This is a genomic window from Rathayibacter tanaceti, from assembly GCF_009834165.1.
In the GTDB taxonomy this organism is placed as follows: Bacteria; Actinomycetota; Actinomycetes; order Actinomycetales; family Microbacteriaceae; genus Rathayibacter; species Rathayibacter tanaceti.
Genome location: NZ_CP047186.1, coordinates 2,177,527 through 2,194,129 on the forward strand (window position 1 = coordinate 2,177,527; position 16,603 = coordinate 2,194,129).

The following is a 16,603-nucleotide window of genomic DNA, read 5'->3' on the forward strand; positions in this document are numbered from 1 at the left end:
CGGGGACGGGACCAGGCTCGGGCACCGCGTCTCTCGCGGCCGAGGACGACCTCCTCCTCCGCGGTGGAGAGCGCGGAGGGATGCGACGGGCCCGTCCGGATGATCGAGACAACGCGAATCAACGGAGAGAGTGGGCGATCGGCTGTGTCGAGCCAGTTGACCGGAGCAGGAACAGAGCAGGGCGCGGAGGACTTCGGGGCCAACGAGTGGCTCGTGGAGGAGCTGTACGAGCAGTACAGTGCCGACCGCGCCTCGGTGGACGAGTCCTGGTGGCCGATCCTGGAGCGCTACGGGGCCCAGCTCGCAGGGGGTGGCACAGACCCCGCAGCCGCTGCGAAGCCCGCCTCCGCTCCGGTCGCCGAGCGCGTGTCCACGAGCGCGGGAGGTGCCGTGACCCATCCCGTCACGACACCCTCCGATACGGCTCCCGCCTCGCGCACCACCTCCAAGCAGCCGAAGGCCCAGCCCATCCCCGCCGACGCGCCGGTGAGCGGGCCCGCGCCCCAGGAGTCCGCCCCGGAGGAGGCGGACACGGTCACCCCGCTGCGCGGCATGGCGAAGAGCCTCGCCACCAACATGGACGCCAGTCTCACGATCCCCACCGCCACGAGCGTCCGCACGATCCCGGCGAAGCTGATGATCGACAACCGCATCGTGATCAACAACCACCTGCGACGCACCCGCGGCGGCAAGGTCTCGTTCACGCACCTGATCGGCTGGGCGCTGATCCGGGCGCTGAAGGACTTCCCGAGCCAGAACGTGTTCTACGACGAGGTCGACGGCAAGCCCGCCGTGGTGGCTCCGGCGCACGTGAACCTCGGCATCGCGATCGACATGCCCAAGCCCGACGGCACGCGCGCCCTCCTCGTCCCGAGCATCAAGCGCGCCGACACCCTCACCTTCACCGCCTACCTCGCCGCCTACGAGGACCTCGTCAAGCGCGCCCGCGGCAACAAGCTCGTCGCCGGTGACTTCGCCGGGACCACCCTCTCGCTCACGAACCCCGGCGGCATCGGCACGGTCCACTCCGTCCCCCGCCTGATGAAGGGCCAGGGCTGCATCATCGGAGCCGGCGCCCTCGAGTACCCCGCCGAGTTCCAGGGTGCGTCCGAGAAGACGCTGGTCGAGCTGGGCATCGGCAAGACCATCACCCTGACCTCGACCTACGACCACCGCGTCATCCAGGGCGCGGGCTCGGGCGAGTTCCTCAAGATCGTGCACGAGCTGCTGCTCGGCGGGCGCGACTTCTACGAGGACATCTTCGCGGCGCTGCGCATCCCCTACGACCCGATCCACTGGTCGACCGACATCGCCGTCGACCTCGCCGAGCGCGTCTCGAAGACCGCCCGCGTGCAGGAGCTCATCAACTCGTTCCGCGTCCGCGGCCACCTGATGGCCGACGTCGACCCGCTCGAGTACGTGCAGCGCTCGCACCCCGACCTCGCCATCGAGAGCCACGGACTCACCTTCTGGGACCTCGACCGCGAGTTCGTCACGGACGGCTTCGGCGGCGCGCGCCAGCTCAAGCTGCGCGACATCCTCGGCATCCTGCGCGATTCCTACTGCCGCACGGTCGGCGTCGAATACATGCACATCCAGGATCCCGAGCAGCGCGCCTGGATGCAGCAGAAGCTCGAACGGGGCTACGAGAAGCCCGGGCACGACGAGCAGCTGCGCATCCTCGGCAAGCTCAACGAGGCCGAGGCCTTCGAGACCTTCCTGCAGACCAAGTACGTCGGTCAGAAGCGCTTCTCGCTCGAGGGAGGGGAGTCGCTCATCGCTCTGCTCGACGCCGTCCTCCAGGGGGCGGCCGACGAGAAGCTCGACGAGGTCGCGATCGGCATGGCCCACCGCGGCCGCCTCAACGTGCTGACGAACATCGCCGGCAAGACCTACGGCCAGATCTTCCGCGAGTTCGAGGGCACGCAGGATCCGCGCACCGTCCAGGGCTCCGGAGACGTGAAATACCACCTCGGCACCGAGGGCACCTTCCGCGGCGCGGCCGGCGAGGAGATCCCCGTCTACCTCGCCGCGAACCCCTCGCACCTCGAGGCGGTCAACGGCGTGCTCGAGGGCATCGTGCGCGCCAAGCAGGACCGCAAGCCGATCGGCACCTTCACGACCCTGCCGATCCTCGTCCACGGCGACGCCGCGATGGCCGGTCAGGGCGTGGTCGTCGAGACCCTCCAGATGTCGCAGCTGCGGGCCTACCGCACCGGCGGCACGATCCACATCAACATCAACAACCAGGTCGGATTCACGACCCCGCCGCACGAGGCGCGCACCTCGATCTACTCGACCGACGGCGCCAAGTCGATCCAGGCTCCGATCTTCCACGTGAACGGCGACGACCCCGAGGCCGTCGTGCACGTCGGGCAGCTCGCGTTCGAGTACCGCCAGCGCTTCAACCGCGACGTGGTCATCGACCTGATCTGCTACCGCCGCCGCGGGCACAACGAGGGCGACGACCCCTCGATGACCCAGCCGCTGATGTACAGCCTGATCGAGGCCAAGCGCTCGGTCCGCAAGCTCTACACCGAGGCGCTCGTCGGCCGCGGCGACATCACCGAGGAGGAGTACGCCCGCGCGCACCAGGACTTCCAGGACCGGTTGGAGCGAGCCTTCGCCGAGACGCACGCGGCGCAGACCGGCGCGATCCCCGTGATCACCGCCGACGGCGACTCCGTGGCCGACCTCGAGCTGCCGGACGCGCAGCGGGGCGAGGACTACCCGGGCGAGCCCGAGGTGACGGGAGTGAAGAACGAGGTCATCACCCGCATCGGCGACGCGTTCACCACCCCGCCCGAGGGCTTCACCGTGCACCCCAAGCTCCAGCAGCTGCTGGCGAAGCGCCAGGAGATGAGCCGCTCCGGCTCGATCGACTGGGCGTTCGGCGAGCTGCTCGCGCTCGGCTCCCTGCTGCTCGAGGACACCCCGGTGCGCCTCGTCGGCCAGGACACCCGCCGCGGCACCTTCGTGCAGCGCCACGCCGTGCTGCACGACCGCGAGAACGGGCAGGAGTGGCTGCCGCTGATGAACCTGTCGGAGCAGCAGGCGCGGCTCTGGATCTACGACTCGCTGCTCTCGGAGTATGCGGCGATGGCGTTCGAGTACGGCTACTCGGTCGAGCGGCCCGACTCCCTCGTGCTGTGGGAGGCGCAGTTCGGCGACTTCGCGAACGGCGCGCAGATCGTGATCGACGAGTTCATCTCGTCGGCCGAGCAGAAGTGGGGCCAGCGCTCGTCGCTCGTGCTCCTGCTCCCCCACGGCTACGAGGGGCAGGGGCCCGACCACTCCTCCGCCCGGATCGAGCGCTACCTCCAGATGTGCGCCGAGCGGAACATGACGGTCGCGCGCCCGTCGACGCCCGCGTCGTACTTCCACCTGCTACGCCGCCAGGCCTACTCGCGACCGCGCCGCCCGCTGATCGTCTTCACCCCGAAGGCGATGCTGAGACTGCGCGGAGCCTCGAGCCCTGTCGAGGCGTTCACCTCGGGCCGCTTCGAGCCGGTGATCGACGACGCGCGCATCCAGGACGCATCGACCGTGAAGCGCGTGCTTCTGCACGCCGGCAAGGTGCACTACGACCTCAAGGCCGAACTCGAGAAGAAGCCGGACGACGGCATCGCGCTGGTCCGGGTCGAGCAGTACTATCCCGCGCCGATCGAGGAGCTGCGCGGCATCGCCGAGCGCTACCCCGACGCGGAGTTCGTCTGGGTCCAGGACGAGCCCGAGAACCAGGGGGCGTGGCCGTTCATCGCGCTCGAGGTCGCGCCGCAGCTCGGGCGGCCGATCCGAGTCGTGTCCCGGCCGTCCGCGGCGTCGCCCGCTGCGGGCTCGGCCAAGCGCCACGCGTCCGAGCAGGCCGACCTGCTGTCGAGGGCGCTCGCCCGCTGACGTTCGAACGCATCGCCGCCGAGCGCACCCCGGCCGATCGAGGGAACCTGCCGATGCAGGCCGTCTCGACGGACCGGGGTTCCCTCGGTGCGGTGGCGCTCCTCAGGGGCGGCGGCTAGAGGCGGGCGGGAGTGGGAGTGTGGCTGGCCTGCTCATCTCGTAGCATGCCGAGGACCTGAGCGCGGAGGTCCTCGGGAGCCGTCTCTGTACAGGCGCGCTGCACGGCCATGGTCAGCACGACGCCGACCTTCGCCTCGTCAGCGCAGTCGACGCATCCGACCATGTGCTCACGGATGTCGGCGGCGTCCTCCTTGCACAGCTCGTTGTGGAGGTACTCCTCGAGCTCGGCCTTGGCCTTCGTGCAGCCGCTGTCGGTCATTTCGTGCTCCCGGAGGTGAATGCGGCGCGGAAGCCGCGCTCGCGTGCGTAGTCGGTGAGTCGTTCGCGCAGCATGCGGCGGCCACGGTGCAGCCGGCTCATGACGGTCCCGACGGGGGTCTTCATGATGTCCGCGATCTCCTGGTAGGAGAATCCCTCCACGTCCGCGAAGTAGACGGCGAGCCGGAAGTCCTCGGGGATCGCCTGTAGCGCCTCCTTGACCGCGGTGTCCGGGAGGTGGTCGATCGCCTCCGCCTCGGCCGAACGGCTTGAGGTGGCCGTGGTGGACTCGGCGCCGCCGAGCTGCCAGTCCTCGAGCTCGTCGATCGCGCTCTGGTAGGGCTCGCGCTGCTTCTTGCGGTAGGAGTTGATGAACGTGTTGGTGAGGATCCGGTAGAGCCAGGCCTTGAGGTTCGTGCCCTGCTGGAACTGCCGGAACGCGCCGAACGCCTTGGCGAACGTCTCCTGCACGAGGTCCTGGGCGTCGGAGGGGTTCTTCGTCATCCGCAGACCGGCCGCGTAGAGCTGGTCGATGAACGGCAGGGCCTGCTCCTCGAAGAGTGCGCGGAGATCGACCGGAGCATCCGCTGGAGCGTCGTCGAACGACTCCTCGACGGTCTCCTCGATCGTCTGCTCCCCCTCGGCGGGCGCCGGCGCCTCGTCGGCGGGGCTGGTGCGGGGTACGTCGTCGCGAGTCATCACCAGCGATTCTAGAGCGGAGGCGCTCACGCCGACCGGGGTTGCGGGCCGGCGCCGGCGCCGTGCGGGCGTTCGCACGCTCCGCGGCACCGCGCCCGTCCCGGCCGTTGTCGCCGTGCTCCGCGACACCGTCGCCGTGCTCACCGTCGCCGTGCTCATTGCCGCCATGCTCCGCCTCCGCCGCTGCCGCCGACTCCCTGTCGGCCGACTATCCTGACAACCGATGGTCTTCTCGCGTTATTCCGCTCCCGAGTTCGATCCGTACGGCGACGCCCGTGCGCTCCCCGGCGATGACGCGTGGCCCGCGCCCGCGGCATCCGGCGCCCTCGACGCCGAGATCGCCCTGCCGGGCTCGAAGTCCCTCACCAACCGCGAGCTCGTCCTCTCGGCCCTCGCCGACGGACCCTCCACCCTGCGTGCGCCGCTGCACTCGCGCGACAGCTCGCTGATGATCGACGCTCTACGGTCACTGGGCACGGGCATCCGCGAGTCGGGTGCAACCGGAGACTTCGGCTCCGACCTGGTGATCGAGCCGGCGGAGGAACTGCTGGGCTCGACCACGATCGACTGCGGCCTCGCGGGGACGGTCATGCGCTTCGTGCCCCCGCTCGCCGGGCTCGCGCTCGGGCCCACCACGTTCGACGGAGACGCCTACGCGGCCAAGCGGCCGATGGGGGCGACGATCGCCTCCCTCCGCTCGCTCGGCGTCGACGTGGCCGACGACGGTCGTGGCGCGCTCCCCTTTACTGTGCACGGGTCCGGCTCGGTCCGCGGGGGCGACGCCGTCGTCGACGCCTCACGGTCGAGCCAGTTCGTCTCGGCCCTGGTGCTGGCGGGCGCACGCTTCGACGACGGGCTCCGCCTCCGCCACGAGGGCCGCGCGCTGCCGAGCCAGCCGCACATCGACATGACGATCGCGGCACTCGCCGCCCGGGGAGTCGAGGTCGGCACCCCTGCGCCGGGAGAGTGGACCGTCGCCGCGCAGACGATCGCCGGAGCCGATGTGCTGATCGAGCCCGATCTCTCGAACGCCGCTCCCTTCCTGGCGGCGGCACTGGTCACGGGCGGCCGGGTGCGGCTGCGCCACTGGCCCGCCGTCACCACGCAGGTCGGCGCCCACCTCGAGCGGATCCTGCCGCTGTTCGGTGCCACTGTCGAGCGCGACGGGGACGCCCTCGTCGTGACCGGCGGCGACGAGATCCTCGGCGTCGATCTCGATCTCTCCGAGGGAGGCGAGCTCGCGCCGGCCCTCGCCGCCCTCGCCGCACTCGCGAGCACGCCGAGCACGCTGAGGGGAATCGGCCACATCCGCCACCACGAGACCGACCGACTCGCCGCGCTCGCGGCCGAGATCAGCGGTCTCGGCGGCGACGTGGTCGAGACGGAGGACGGCCTCCGGATCGAGCCGGCCGAACTGCACGGCGGACGCTGGCGCACCTACTCCGATCACAGGATGGCGCACGCCGGCGCCCTGATCGGGTTGGTCGTGCCGGGCGTCGTGATTGAGGACATCGCCACGACGGCGAAGACGCTTCCGCAGTTCCCCGCGCTGTGGACCACCCTCGCCGGATCGGCCTGACCTGTGTCGTGGTGGACGGACAGCGGCCTCGACGCCGACGGCGTGCTCGACGACTTCGACGGCTACGACGAATCGGACGCCCGGGTGAGGCCGAATCCGAAGGGGACGAAGCCCCGCACGAAGAACCGGCCCGCCTACCAGGACGCCGAGATCGCGATGGTGCTCGGCGTCGACCGCGGGCGCTACACGGTGATGATCGGCGACGGGACGCCCGAGGAGCACGAGTTCACCGCCGCGCGGGCCCGCGAACTGCGACGGCAGGCCATCGTCGCGGGCGACCGGGTCGACGTCGTCGGCGACTCCAGCGGCGATGAGGGGACCCTCGCTCGCATCGTCCGCATCCGGGAGCGCACGACGCTGCTGCGGCGCAGCGCCGACGACACGGATGCGATCGAGCGCGTGATCGTGGCGAACGCCGATCAGATGCTCTGCGTCGTCGCCGCGGCCGACCCCGAGCCACGCACGCGCCTGGTCGACCGCTACCTCGTCGCGGCCTTCGACGCCGGAATCACTCCGATGCTCTGCATCACCAAGACCGACCTCGCCGATCCCGCTCCGTTCCTGCGCAACTTCGAGGGGCTCGACCTGCGCGTGTTCCTCTCGAGCCAGGACGAGCCGCCCGTCGACGAGATCGCCGAGGCCCTGCTCGGTCACGAGACGGTCGTCGTCGGGCACTCCGGTGTGGGCAAGTCGACCCTGGTCAACAGGCTGGTACCGGATGCGCACCGCGCGACAGGGCACGTCAACACCGTGACCGGCCGCGGCCGGCACACCTCCTCCTCCACCGTCTCACTGCGCGTGGAACGCGGCGACCGCCACGGCTGGGTGATCGACACCCCGGGCGTGCGCTCGTTCGGCCTGGGGCACGTGAACACCGACAACATCCTCGGAGCCTTCACGACGCTCGCCGAAATCGCCCGGGAGTGCCCTCGCGGCTGCACGCACCTGCCCGACTCCCCGGACTGCGCGATCGTCGAGGCCGTTGAAGGAGGCCTGCTCGGTGCGAGCGGACCCGAGCGGCTCGACTCGCTCCAGCGACTCCTGACCACCTTCACCACCACCGACGGAAGCAGACGATGACCGACCTCTCCCCTGTCACCGCCCAAGCGCGACTCGCCGCCGGCGACACCGCCCCCGCCTTCACGCTGCCGAACCAGGACGGCGAGCCCGTCTCTCTCGCCGACTACCGCGGGCGGCGCGTCATCCTGTTCTTCTACCCGGAGGCCGACACCCCCGGCTGCACGACGGAGGCCTGCGACTTCCGCGACAACGCGGCCTCGCTTCGGGACTCCGGCTACGAGGTGCTCGGACTCTCTCGCGACACTCCGGAGGCGCTGCGGCGCTGGGCGGACGCGCAGAGCATCGCCTACCCGCTGCTGAGCGACCCCGACATGACGGCACACCGCGCCTACGCGGTGTGGGGCGAGAAGAGCCTCTACGGCAAGACCGTGGTGGGCGTGCTGCGCTCGACCTTCGTCGTCGGAGCGGAGGGCGCGCTCGAGTTCGCGCAGTACGGCGTCCGGGCGACCGGGCACGTGCAGGCGCTGCGCAAGAAGTTGAAGCTGGTGTGATTTCTGGCGCGCGATGAGGCTCCTCGCGCGCCATCGCGACGCCGCCGCTCGGCTCTTCTGCGAGCATCTCTCACGTCGATGTGAGCGGCACCGCCCGGTGCCCCGTCGGAACGAGGGGTGGACAGGGTGCGCTCGAAGGTTCGCAGGACGATGGTCGGAGCGGCGATCGCGGCCGTGGTCGCAGTGCTGGCGGGCTGCACGCCGCCGGAGCCGCCGCCGCTCGCCGCCGCGAAGGTGCTGCAGTCCGTCTCGATCGGCCTGTCGACCAATGGCGCCGTCGGCGAGATCGAGGGGACGGCGCTCGGCGTCGGGGAGGATCCATCCGACACCACGGTCGCCACCACCACCTACGATCCCGCCGCGGTCGCCGCCGATCTGCCGGTCCGGGTCCGCTCCTCGTGGCGCACCGCCGATGCCTCTGGGACCGATCTGGCCGAGCTCGCGGGCCGATCGGGGCGGGTCGAGATCTCGCTCGCAGTCGAGAACCTGACGGTCCACGCCGAGGAGGTCGCGTTCGACGTGGCCGGGCGCTCAGCGAGCCGCAGCGCACTCGTGGGCGCTCCGCTGACGGTCGCCGCCTCCACCGTGCTGCCGGGCGTCTCCCCGAGCAATGTGGTCACCGAGGACGAGTCTGGTACCGTCACGAACGGGGTGCTCAGCCGCGACGACCACGGCGACGCCGTCGTCCAGTGGGCCTCGCTCCTCGCCCCGCCCGGAGGAGGCGCGACCGCCACGCTGACCCTCGTCGCCGACGTCGACGACTTCGCCGTCCCCGCCTTCGATCTGGCCGTCCAGCCCGGGTTGAGCACCGATCCCACCACCGCAGGCGCGCTCGATGCCGCCTTCGACTCCGGAGACGCCTCGCCGCTCGCCCTCGAGCGCCGCACGATCGAGGTCATCACCTCGGTGGACGACCTGCTGACGCAGGCGGGCACGACCGTGGCCGAGGTGCGGACCTCGCTCGACGCGACCTCCGAGACGCTGGGTATCCGCACGGCCGAGGAGCTGCGGACCAGCACCGCCTCGACGGCGGCCTCGATGCAGGGGCTCTCGGGGCAGCTGGCCACGCTGAAGACCCAGCTCTCGTCGACGGTGTCGGGCACCGAATCCGGACTGCTGCAGCAGCTCTCGCAGGCGATCGACGCGGTCGACGCGATGCTGGGCGACACCTCCGCCGCGGTGCCGTCGCCGGAGCTCTCAGGAAGCGGCTGCACTGTCGCGGCCACGGGCGCCAGCGGCACCTCGGGTTCGATCTACTCGGAGCTGCTGCGACTCACCTCCGAGCTGGACGCCTACGGAACGGCGGCCGCGTCCTGCCGCGACGAGGTCGTCGCCTCTCTGCGCAGCGCCGTCGGACCGGCGGAACCCTCCGCCCAGAGCTGCGCCGCTCCGTCGATGACCTGCTCGCTCGCGGCGTCCGGAGCCGCCGTCGACACCGTGCTGCTCGGGATGCTCGGCCGCGGGCAGAGCCTCGTGGACTCCCTGCAGCCGGAGCTGATGGCCGGTGTGGAGTCCGATTACGCGGCGCTCTCGAGCCGGGTCGACGCGACCTCGGCCGCGGTCGACGCTCTGGCGGACCCGAGCGGGTCCGTCGCGCAGACCCTCGCCGGGCTCTCGACGACTCTGGACGGGCTCGACACCGACACCGGCGAGCTGGAGAAGGCCGTCACCTCGGTCGGCGCGACCGCGAAGACGGCCCTCGACGAGCTCGGGACCCCGACGACGGCCGGCTCGCTGTCTGCGCAGAACCATGAGCTGGCCGACCGGCTCTGCGAGCTTCTGCCCGCGATTCCGGCGCCCACGATTCCAGCCCCCGCGACGACGCCGCGCGCGACGAGCGCCCCCTCGGCAGTCCCGCGGGGCTCCATCGAGGAGCTCCGGGCCTACCTCACCGGAACGCCCTGCTCCGGCAAGGGCCGCCTCGACACACCTGACGGCTACTCCGCCCCGATGGCCGACCGGCTCCGCGCGCAGGTCGGCGCGTGGACGTCGGTCGCATCGATCACCGGCGACACCGGCGCGGGCGCCGACCTCGCCGCACTGCGGACCGCTCTCGCCTCAGTACGGAGCGACGTGGCTGCGACCGGCGCGACGGCCGGCGCCGACGACTCCCGCCTCGCCGGGCTGCTCGCCGCTCTCCGCGCGAGCGCCGCCGCACTGAGCACGCAGCGAGACGCCCTCGGCGCACGAGTCGATGCGCTCGGCACTCAGCAGGACGCCCTCGCTCCGGCGATTCAGCAAGCGTTCGCCGAGGCCGACTCGGCCGCGTCCTCCGCAGTCGCCGCGCTCCTCGACGCTCAGGTGCGGCGGGTCTCGACCCGTTCCGCGGCCGACGCCGACGCGATCACCGCGATGTTCGACCGCTCGGTGTCGGGACTGCACGAGGCGGCGGCCGATATCGGGACCGACGGCGCCGCGACCGTCGACGCCGAGCACCAGGCGCTGAGCACCGCCGAAGCACGGATCGGCGAGGCGGTGACCGAGCGCACCCGCGACTCGCTCGCGAGCATCGCCACGACGATCGACGCCTCCACCCGTGACACCGACGGCGCCTCGGCCCTGCTGGCCGCCGATCTGCACAAGGTGCTGCTCGATCTGGGAGACCGGACGGTCGGCGGGTCCGGGCTCCTCGGATCGATGACGACGAGCGCCGCGAAGGTCGGCACTGCCGACGTGCAGCTCGCCCTCGCCTCGCAGAGCGCGCAGGGCTACGCCGCCGTCCGCTCCGAGGATGTCTCCGGGATCCTGCTCGCCCAGGCCCAGGAGCGCGCCTCAATCCAGGCGGCGGACACACTCCCGGCCTTCCACCTCGACGTCCCGGAGGGCGCTCACTCGCAGACCGTCTACTCCTTCCGGATCGGGGACGGGCAATGACCCGCCTCGGTCGGCGCGCCGCAGAGCGCCCCCACCTCCATCCCCGTCGCCAGACTCTGATCCTGCTCGGCGGCGGAGTCGGCGCGCTGCTGCTCCTGGGCGGCGTGCTGATCGCACTCCTGCCTCCGCGGCCGGCGCCGACCACGACGGTCGCCGAGCTCCCGGTCGGGCTCTCCTGCGCTCGCGTACCGGAAGGGCTGACCTTCGGCGTGGTCGTCTCGCTCAGCTCGGCGCCAGGCGAAGGCGCGGAGTGGAAGGACGCGGCGAACGGAACCGTCGCCGCCGCGCACCGCTTCGCGATGGGCGGCTGCAAGGTCGATCTCGTCGCCGCCGACGACCACGGGACGCCCGAGGGAGCGCGCGCTGCGGTCGAGGAGCTTGCCGGCAAGCAGGTGTCGGGCCTCGTGCTCGCGACCGACGGCGCACACACGGGTGCGGCGGCGGACGCCGCGCGCGCCGCCGGGATCGCGGCCGTCCTGCCCTACGACAGCGACCCGGCCGCGGCGGGCGACGGCGCCTGGCTGACGGGGCCGGACACCGCGTCAGCCGACACGGCCCTCGTGGATGCGGCCGGTGCCGACGCGCGGGTGCTCCTCGTCGACGCCGGCGGAGGAACTCCGGCCGGTCTCTCGCCTGCCGCGGCGGTGACCGTCGACCCGGGCGGCACCGCGGACGCGCTGATCGCCGCGGCGCGGCCTCACCTGGAGGGCGAGCAGGCCGCGGAGCGCATCGTCGTGTCCGGCCCCGCCGCCGCGCAGGCGACCGCGGTCGCGGCTCTGCAGGCCGCCGGGACAACTGCTCCGATCCTGCTCACTCCCGACGCCCTGAGCCCCGTGTTCGCTCCCGACCTCGTCGAGGCCGGCGGCACCCTCTCGGGAGACCTCACCACGGTCGGCGTGGACTCGGGCGACGCAGTCGCACTCCGCGGCGACGAGCGAGGGCGCGCGGCCTCGGCGTTCCTGAGTGCGGTGCGGATGACCGCCGAGGACTCCGAGCGGACAACCCTCTTCGGGGACCGGCCGTTCCGCGAGGTCGCAGCGGTCGCCGACGCGGCCAGCCACGACGCCGTCGTGGCGCTGGTACGGGCGTCCGCCGCAGCGGGCAGCAGCGCTCCCTCCGCTGTCGCCGCCGCCCTCAACGGCTCGACCGCCGGATCGGTCGAGGGCCTCGCCGGACCACCGCTCGACTTCGGGGCGGCGACCGCCATCGATGCCCCCGTCGTCGCCCTCCACGCCTCACCGCAGGACCTCGGTCTGCGGCCCGCCGACCCGCCGCTGCTCTGGTTCGCCGGGCAGCCCCGACCCTGAGGACCCCGATGCGACTCCTCCTCGACCTCGACGACGCCCGCTCCGACATCGAGCTCGGTCGTCACCGCGACGCCTCGACACTCGGCGACCTCGTCGATGCCGCCACCGGGCACCGTCTCCCGCCCGGCACGACGCTGGCCGTCGACTCCGCACTCCACCCGGTCGAGACTCCGCTGGCGGATCTGCTGCTGCTCGAGGGCACCCGGATCGCGCGCTCGCCCCAGCCACGGCCCGTCGCGGTCCGCGGCTGGACCGCAACGCTCTCCGGTGGGCTCCGCGCCGGAGACGTGGTCGAGATCCCCCGGAGTCGCGCGCTCACCGTCGGACGATCGCCGCACGCCGATCTCGTCCTCGACACGGTGAGCGCATCGTGGGAGCACCTGTCCGTGACTCGCGAGGGCGATGCTCTGCGCGTGCGCGACGCCGGTAGCACGAACGGCACCCTCGTCGACGGCGTCTCCGCCGCGGGTGAGGGCGTCGTCGTGACCGACTCCGCGGTCGTGATCGCGGGAGGAGCGGCACTTCTGCTCCGCCCGGCGCCGGCCGAGCCGCCCGCCCCCGAGCCGGGCAGCCTGCACAATGTCACCCCGAGCGCGACGGTGCCCTTCAACCGGCCGCCGCGGCCCGGACGAGCCGCCGCGGCCGACCCCGTCGTGCCTCCGACCCGCGTCTCGATCGCCTCCGCCGCGAAGTTCAGCGTGATCACGGTCGCGGCGCCCCTCGTCCTCGCCTTCGCGATGGTGCTGATCATGGGCGACGCGCGCTACGCCCTGTTCGCCGCACTCAGCCCGGTCGCAGGCGTCGGAATGTGGCTGGAGCAGCGGCACCGGCACACGCGGACGGCCCGGGCAGAAGAGCAGCGCTACGGCGAGGCACTGCAGACGCTCCGCGACGACATCGCCCGGGCCGCCCGGCTCGAGCGCGCCCGCCTCGAAGAGGACGCGCCCGACCCGGCGACGACGATCCGCCGCGCCGCGCTGCCCACCACCTCGCTCTGGCAGCGGCGCGCGACCTCCCCCGACGTGCTGAGCCTGCACGTCGGGGTGGGAGACGTGCCGTGGTCGCCCGCGCTCGACCAGCGCGGTCTCTCGCGGGTCGAGGAGGAGGTGCGCGCGATCGTCGCGGACAGCGTCGTTCCCAGCGCCCCCGTGTCGGTCGACCTCGCGGATGCGGGCGTCGTCGGGATCGTCGGCGACCGGGAGGGCGGACTCGCCCTGGCCCGGAGCCTGCTCTGCCAGGCGGCGGTCCACTGCGGACCGGCCGACCTGGCGGTCGGCGTCTTCTGCGACCGCGGGCGCGACTCCGACTGGAGCTGGGCCTCCTGGCTCCCGCACACCCGGCTCCCCGGCGGCGAACGTCGGCTCTCCGACCGGCGCGACCGCAGTGCCGGGCTCCTGCGCGCGATCCACGACGACTCCTCACCGCGCGTGCTCCTGGTGCTCGACTCGGACGTGCTGACCGAGGGGCGCGATGCTCCCGCGCGGGGCCTCCTCGGACTCGGGCGCGGTGAGCGCGGGCCCACGACCCGGGTGTCCGGCATCGTCCTCGCGGCGTCGGAGGAACAGCTCCCCGCCTCGTGCAGTGTCATCGTGCGGGTCGGGGAGGACGCCTCCGCGGTCCTCACCCGCCCCGACGAGCGGGTCACCGTCGAGGACGTGGTGCTCGCCGGGCTCGACGACGTCACGGCCGAGCGCTGCGCGCGCGACCTGGCGCGTTTCGAGGACCCCGAGCTCGTCACCGCGGGGGCGACCCTCCCGGCGCTCGTGCGCCTCCCGCCCCTTCTGGGAGCCGACCGGCCGACGCCGGCCATCGTGCGGGAGTGGTGGTCGAGCGCCCGAGGCGTCCGCGCGCCCGTCGGGATCGGCGAGCGCGGTCCGCTCGTGCTCGACCTCGTCGCCGACGGTCCGCACGGCCTCGTCGGCGGCACCACCGGCTCCGGCAAGAGCGAGTTCCTGCGCTCCTTCGTCGCCGGCCTGGCCGCCTGGAATGATCCGACGCGCCTGAGCTTCGTGCTCATCGACTTCAAGGGCGGAGCAGCCTTCGCGGCCTGTGAGCGGCTCCCGCACACGATCGGCACGATCAGCAACCTCGATGCGCAGCTCGCCGACCGGGCGCTGCGGTCCCTCGAGGCCGAGATGCAGCGGCGCCAGCGGATCTTCGCCGCCGCGGGCGAGGGCATCGACAACCTCGACGCCTACTGGGCGACGTCGCCCGCGGAGCCGATGCCGCGACTGCTGCTCGTCGTCGACGAGTTCGCCATGCTCGCGAAGGAGCACCCCGACGTCCTAAAGTCGCTGGTCAGCGTCGCTGCTGTCGGCCGCACGCTCGGGGTGCACATGATCCTCGCCACCCAGCGGCCGGCCGGCGTGGTGAACGATGACATCCTCGCCAACACCAACCTGCGCGTGGCCCTCCGCGTGCAGAGCCGCGACGACTCCTCCAATGTGATCGGGGTCGCGAGCGCGGCCGAGATCTCGCGCGGCGAGACTGGACGCGCCTACGTGAAGCTCGGACAGAACGACATCTCCCCCGTGCAGACGGCGCTGGTCACCGGCCGCGCCGAGGCGGAGGCGGCCGAGGCCGTCGAAGTCCGACCCGTCGGGTTCACCGGAGTGCCGCTCGCCGATCCCTCTCCCGCTTCTGCCGACGAGACGGCACCGACCGACCTCGATCTCCTGATCGACGCGGTGGTGAAGGCGAATGCGGAGGCGGGTTTCGCCCCACCGCGGCCGGTCTGGCCGGAGCCGCTCGGCGACTCCGTTCTTCTCGGCGGCTTCGGCGCCGAGGAGTCCGACCTCGGCCAGGTCGTCGACGATGTGCTGCGCGTCGCGCTCTCGGACGATCCCGACCGCCAGCGCCAGGTGACGGGCGGATGGGACCTCGCCGAGGGCAATCTGCTTCTCCTCGGCATTCCGGGCAGCGGCACCAGCACGGCGCTCGCTTCGATCGCGCTCACCGCGACCCGCCACTTCTCCCCCGCCGAACTCGACCTATACATCCTCGACGCGGCCTCCCGCGATTGCTCCGCCCTGGCCGATCTGCCGCACACCGTCTCCTACGTCGGCGCCGGCGCGGGCGCGCACGAGAAGCAGACCCGTTTCCTGCGCCACCTCCGAGACGAGGTCCGGAGGCGGCGGGCCTCCCACGGGGAGCATCGCCGGACCCTCGTGCTGATCGACGGCCTGGCGACGCTCAAGGACGACTTCGAGGACTGGGAGGGCCAGGTCCTCCTCGAGGCGCTGGCGCGGGCCTACGCCGACGGCCCCGAGCTGGGCCTGCACTTCGCGGTGACGAGTACCCGCGTGAAGGCTCTCCCCTCCGTGATGGAGGAGGTCACGACGCAGAAGTGGCTGTTCCGCTTCGCTGACCCACAGGATTACTCGATCGCCGGGGTGAAGCCTCGATACGCCCCGCCCCCGGTTCCCGGCCGGTGCGTGCTCGCGTCCTCACTCCTGCAGACGCAGGTCGCGACCCCCGCCTCGGGCCTACGGGCGGCAGTGGAGGAGGTCGTGGCCGCCTGGCCCGACACCACGAGCAAGACGACCGCGATCGCCACGCTGCCGCAGCGGGTTCCGGTCAGCGCGCTCGGCCTCGGAGCCCGCTTCGACGCCGAGCCCTGGCGGCTCCCGATCGGCCTGGGCGAAGCCGATCTGGCACCGCTCGCCTTCGAGCTCTACGAGGGCGAGCACGTCTTCATCACCGGTCCCGCCCGGTCGGGAAAGTCCACCGTGCTGCTCGCGCTCGTCGAGGCCGCCCGTGCCGCCGGCACGGTTGCCATCTGGGGAGCGTGCGACCGCCGCTCTCCACTGGTCGGCGCCGATCTCGACCGGATCGCCGTCGGCGCCGACGAGCTGCGCTCCCTCCTCGCATCGCTCCTCATGGAGGACGGGCCGGTACTGCTGTTGATCGACGACGCCGAACGCTGGGACGACCCCGACCAGGGCCTGACGACGCTCCTCTCCTCGTCCCGTCCGGGTCGGTGCGTCGTCGCCGCGGGCCGCTCCATCGAACTCCGCACGCAGTACGGGCACTGGACGAAGGCCATGGCACGGTCCCGGTCCGGCCTCCTGCTGCAGCCCGATGCCGAGAACGACACTCAGCTGTTCCCCGCGCAGATCCCCCGGCGCACCCCTGTCCCGGCCACCGTCGGCCGCGGCTTCGTCAGCCTGGCCGGAGAGGTCCACTTCGTGCAGTCGATCTCGCCCACGCCTGCGGACGGCGTCGCTTAGGTGTGCTCAGGCCCCGAGGCGCGCGATCAGCCGAGCGCCCGGGAGGCGCAGCTCCTCCTCGAGGGTCCC

Annotated in this window: 9 protein-coding genes; 7 read left to right on the forward strand and 2 right to left on the reverse strand. The window is 72.2% G+C overall.

The window, feature by feature from the left end; genetic code table 11:
- Positions 1 to 144 precede the first annotated feature (144 nt).
- On the forward strand, positions 145 to 3,897 hold the full coding sequence (locus GSU10_RS10210) for a multifunctional oxoglutarate decarboxylase/oxoglutarate dehydrogenase thiamine pyrophosphate-binding subunit/dihydrolipoyllysine-residue succinyltransferase subunit (RefSeq protein WP_199220805.1): 3,753 nt from the start codon (positions 145 to 147) through the stop codon (positions 3,895 to 3,897).
- A gap of 115 nt (positions 3,898 to 4,012) precedes the next feature.
- On the opposite strand, the gene GSU10_RS10215 is transcribed toward GSU10_RS10210, so the two are convergent.
- Complete coding sequence (locus tag GSU10_RS10215; protein WP_068211511.1) at positions 4,013 to 4,276, reverse strand: zf-HC2 domain-containing protein; 264 nt, start codon at positions 4,274 to 4,276, stop codon at positions 4,013 to 4,015.
- Entirely contained in the window at positions 4,273 to 4,974 is a 702-nt protein-coding gene (locus GSU10_RS10220) for a sigma-70 family RNA polymerase sigma factor (protein WP_132504043.1), read from the reverse strand. Before GSU10_RS10220 ends, GSU10_RS10215 begins: the two co-directional genes overlap by 4 nt.
- A 223-nt stretch (positions 4,975 to 5,197) precedes the next feature.
- On the opposite strand from GSU10_RS10220, the gene aroA reads away from it, so the two are divergent.
- The 6 genes from aroA (at position 5,198) to GSU10_RS10250 (ending at position 16,534) form a co-directional block, all read left to right on the forward strand.
- Positions 5,198 to 6,553: a 3-phosphoshikimate 1-carboxyvinyltransferase gene (gene aroA / locus GSU10_RS10225; RefSeq protein WP_132504041.1), complete on the forward strand. Its 1,356-nt coding sequence runs from the start codon at positions 5,198 to 5,200 to the stop codon at positions 6,551 to 6,553.
- A gap of 3 nt (positions 6,554 to 6,556) precedes the next feature.
- On the forward strand, positions 6,557 to 7,633 hold the full coding sequence (rsgA, locus tag GSU10_RS10230) for a ribosome small subunit-dependent GTPase A (protein WP_068211514.1): 1,077 nt from the start codon (positions 6,557 to 6,559) through the stop codon (positions 7,631 to 7,633).
- Positions 7,630 to 8,124, forward strand: a complete 495-nt coding sequence (bcp, locus tag GSU10_RS10235; RefSeq protein ID WP_068211517.1) for a thioredoxin-dependent thiol peroxidase — start codon at positions 7,630 to 7,632, stop codon at positions 8,122 to 8,124. Before rsgA ends, bcp begins: the two co-directional genes overlap by 4 nt.
- Before the next feature lie 117 nt (positions 8,125 to 8,241).
- On the forward strand, positions 8,242 to 10,998 hold the full coding sequence (locus GSU10_RS10240; protein WP_082845160.1) for a hypothetical protein: 2,757 nt from the start codon (positions 8,242 to 8,244) through the stop codon (positions 10,996 to 10,998).
- Positions 10,995 to 12,305 (forward strand): ABC transporter substrate-binding protein, encoded by a 1,311-nt coding sequence (locus GSU10_RS10245; protein WP_132504039.1) that lies wholly within the window; start codon positions 10,995 to 10,997, stop codon positions 12,303 to 12,305. The genes GSU10_RS10240 and GSU10_RS10245 overlap by 4 nt, the downstream gene beginning before the upstream one ends.
- Before the next feature lie 8 nt (positions 12,306 to 12,313).
- Positions 12,314 to 16,534 (forward strand): FtsK/SpoIIIE domain-containing protein, encoded by a 4,221-nt coding sequence (locus tag GSU10_RS10250; protein WP_132504037.1) that lies wholly within the window; start codon positions 12,314 to 12,316, stop codon positions 16,532 to 16,534.
- Positions 16,535 to 16,603 lie beyond the last annotated feature (69 nt).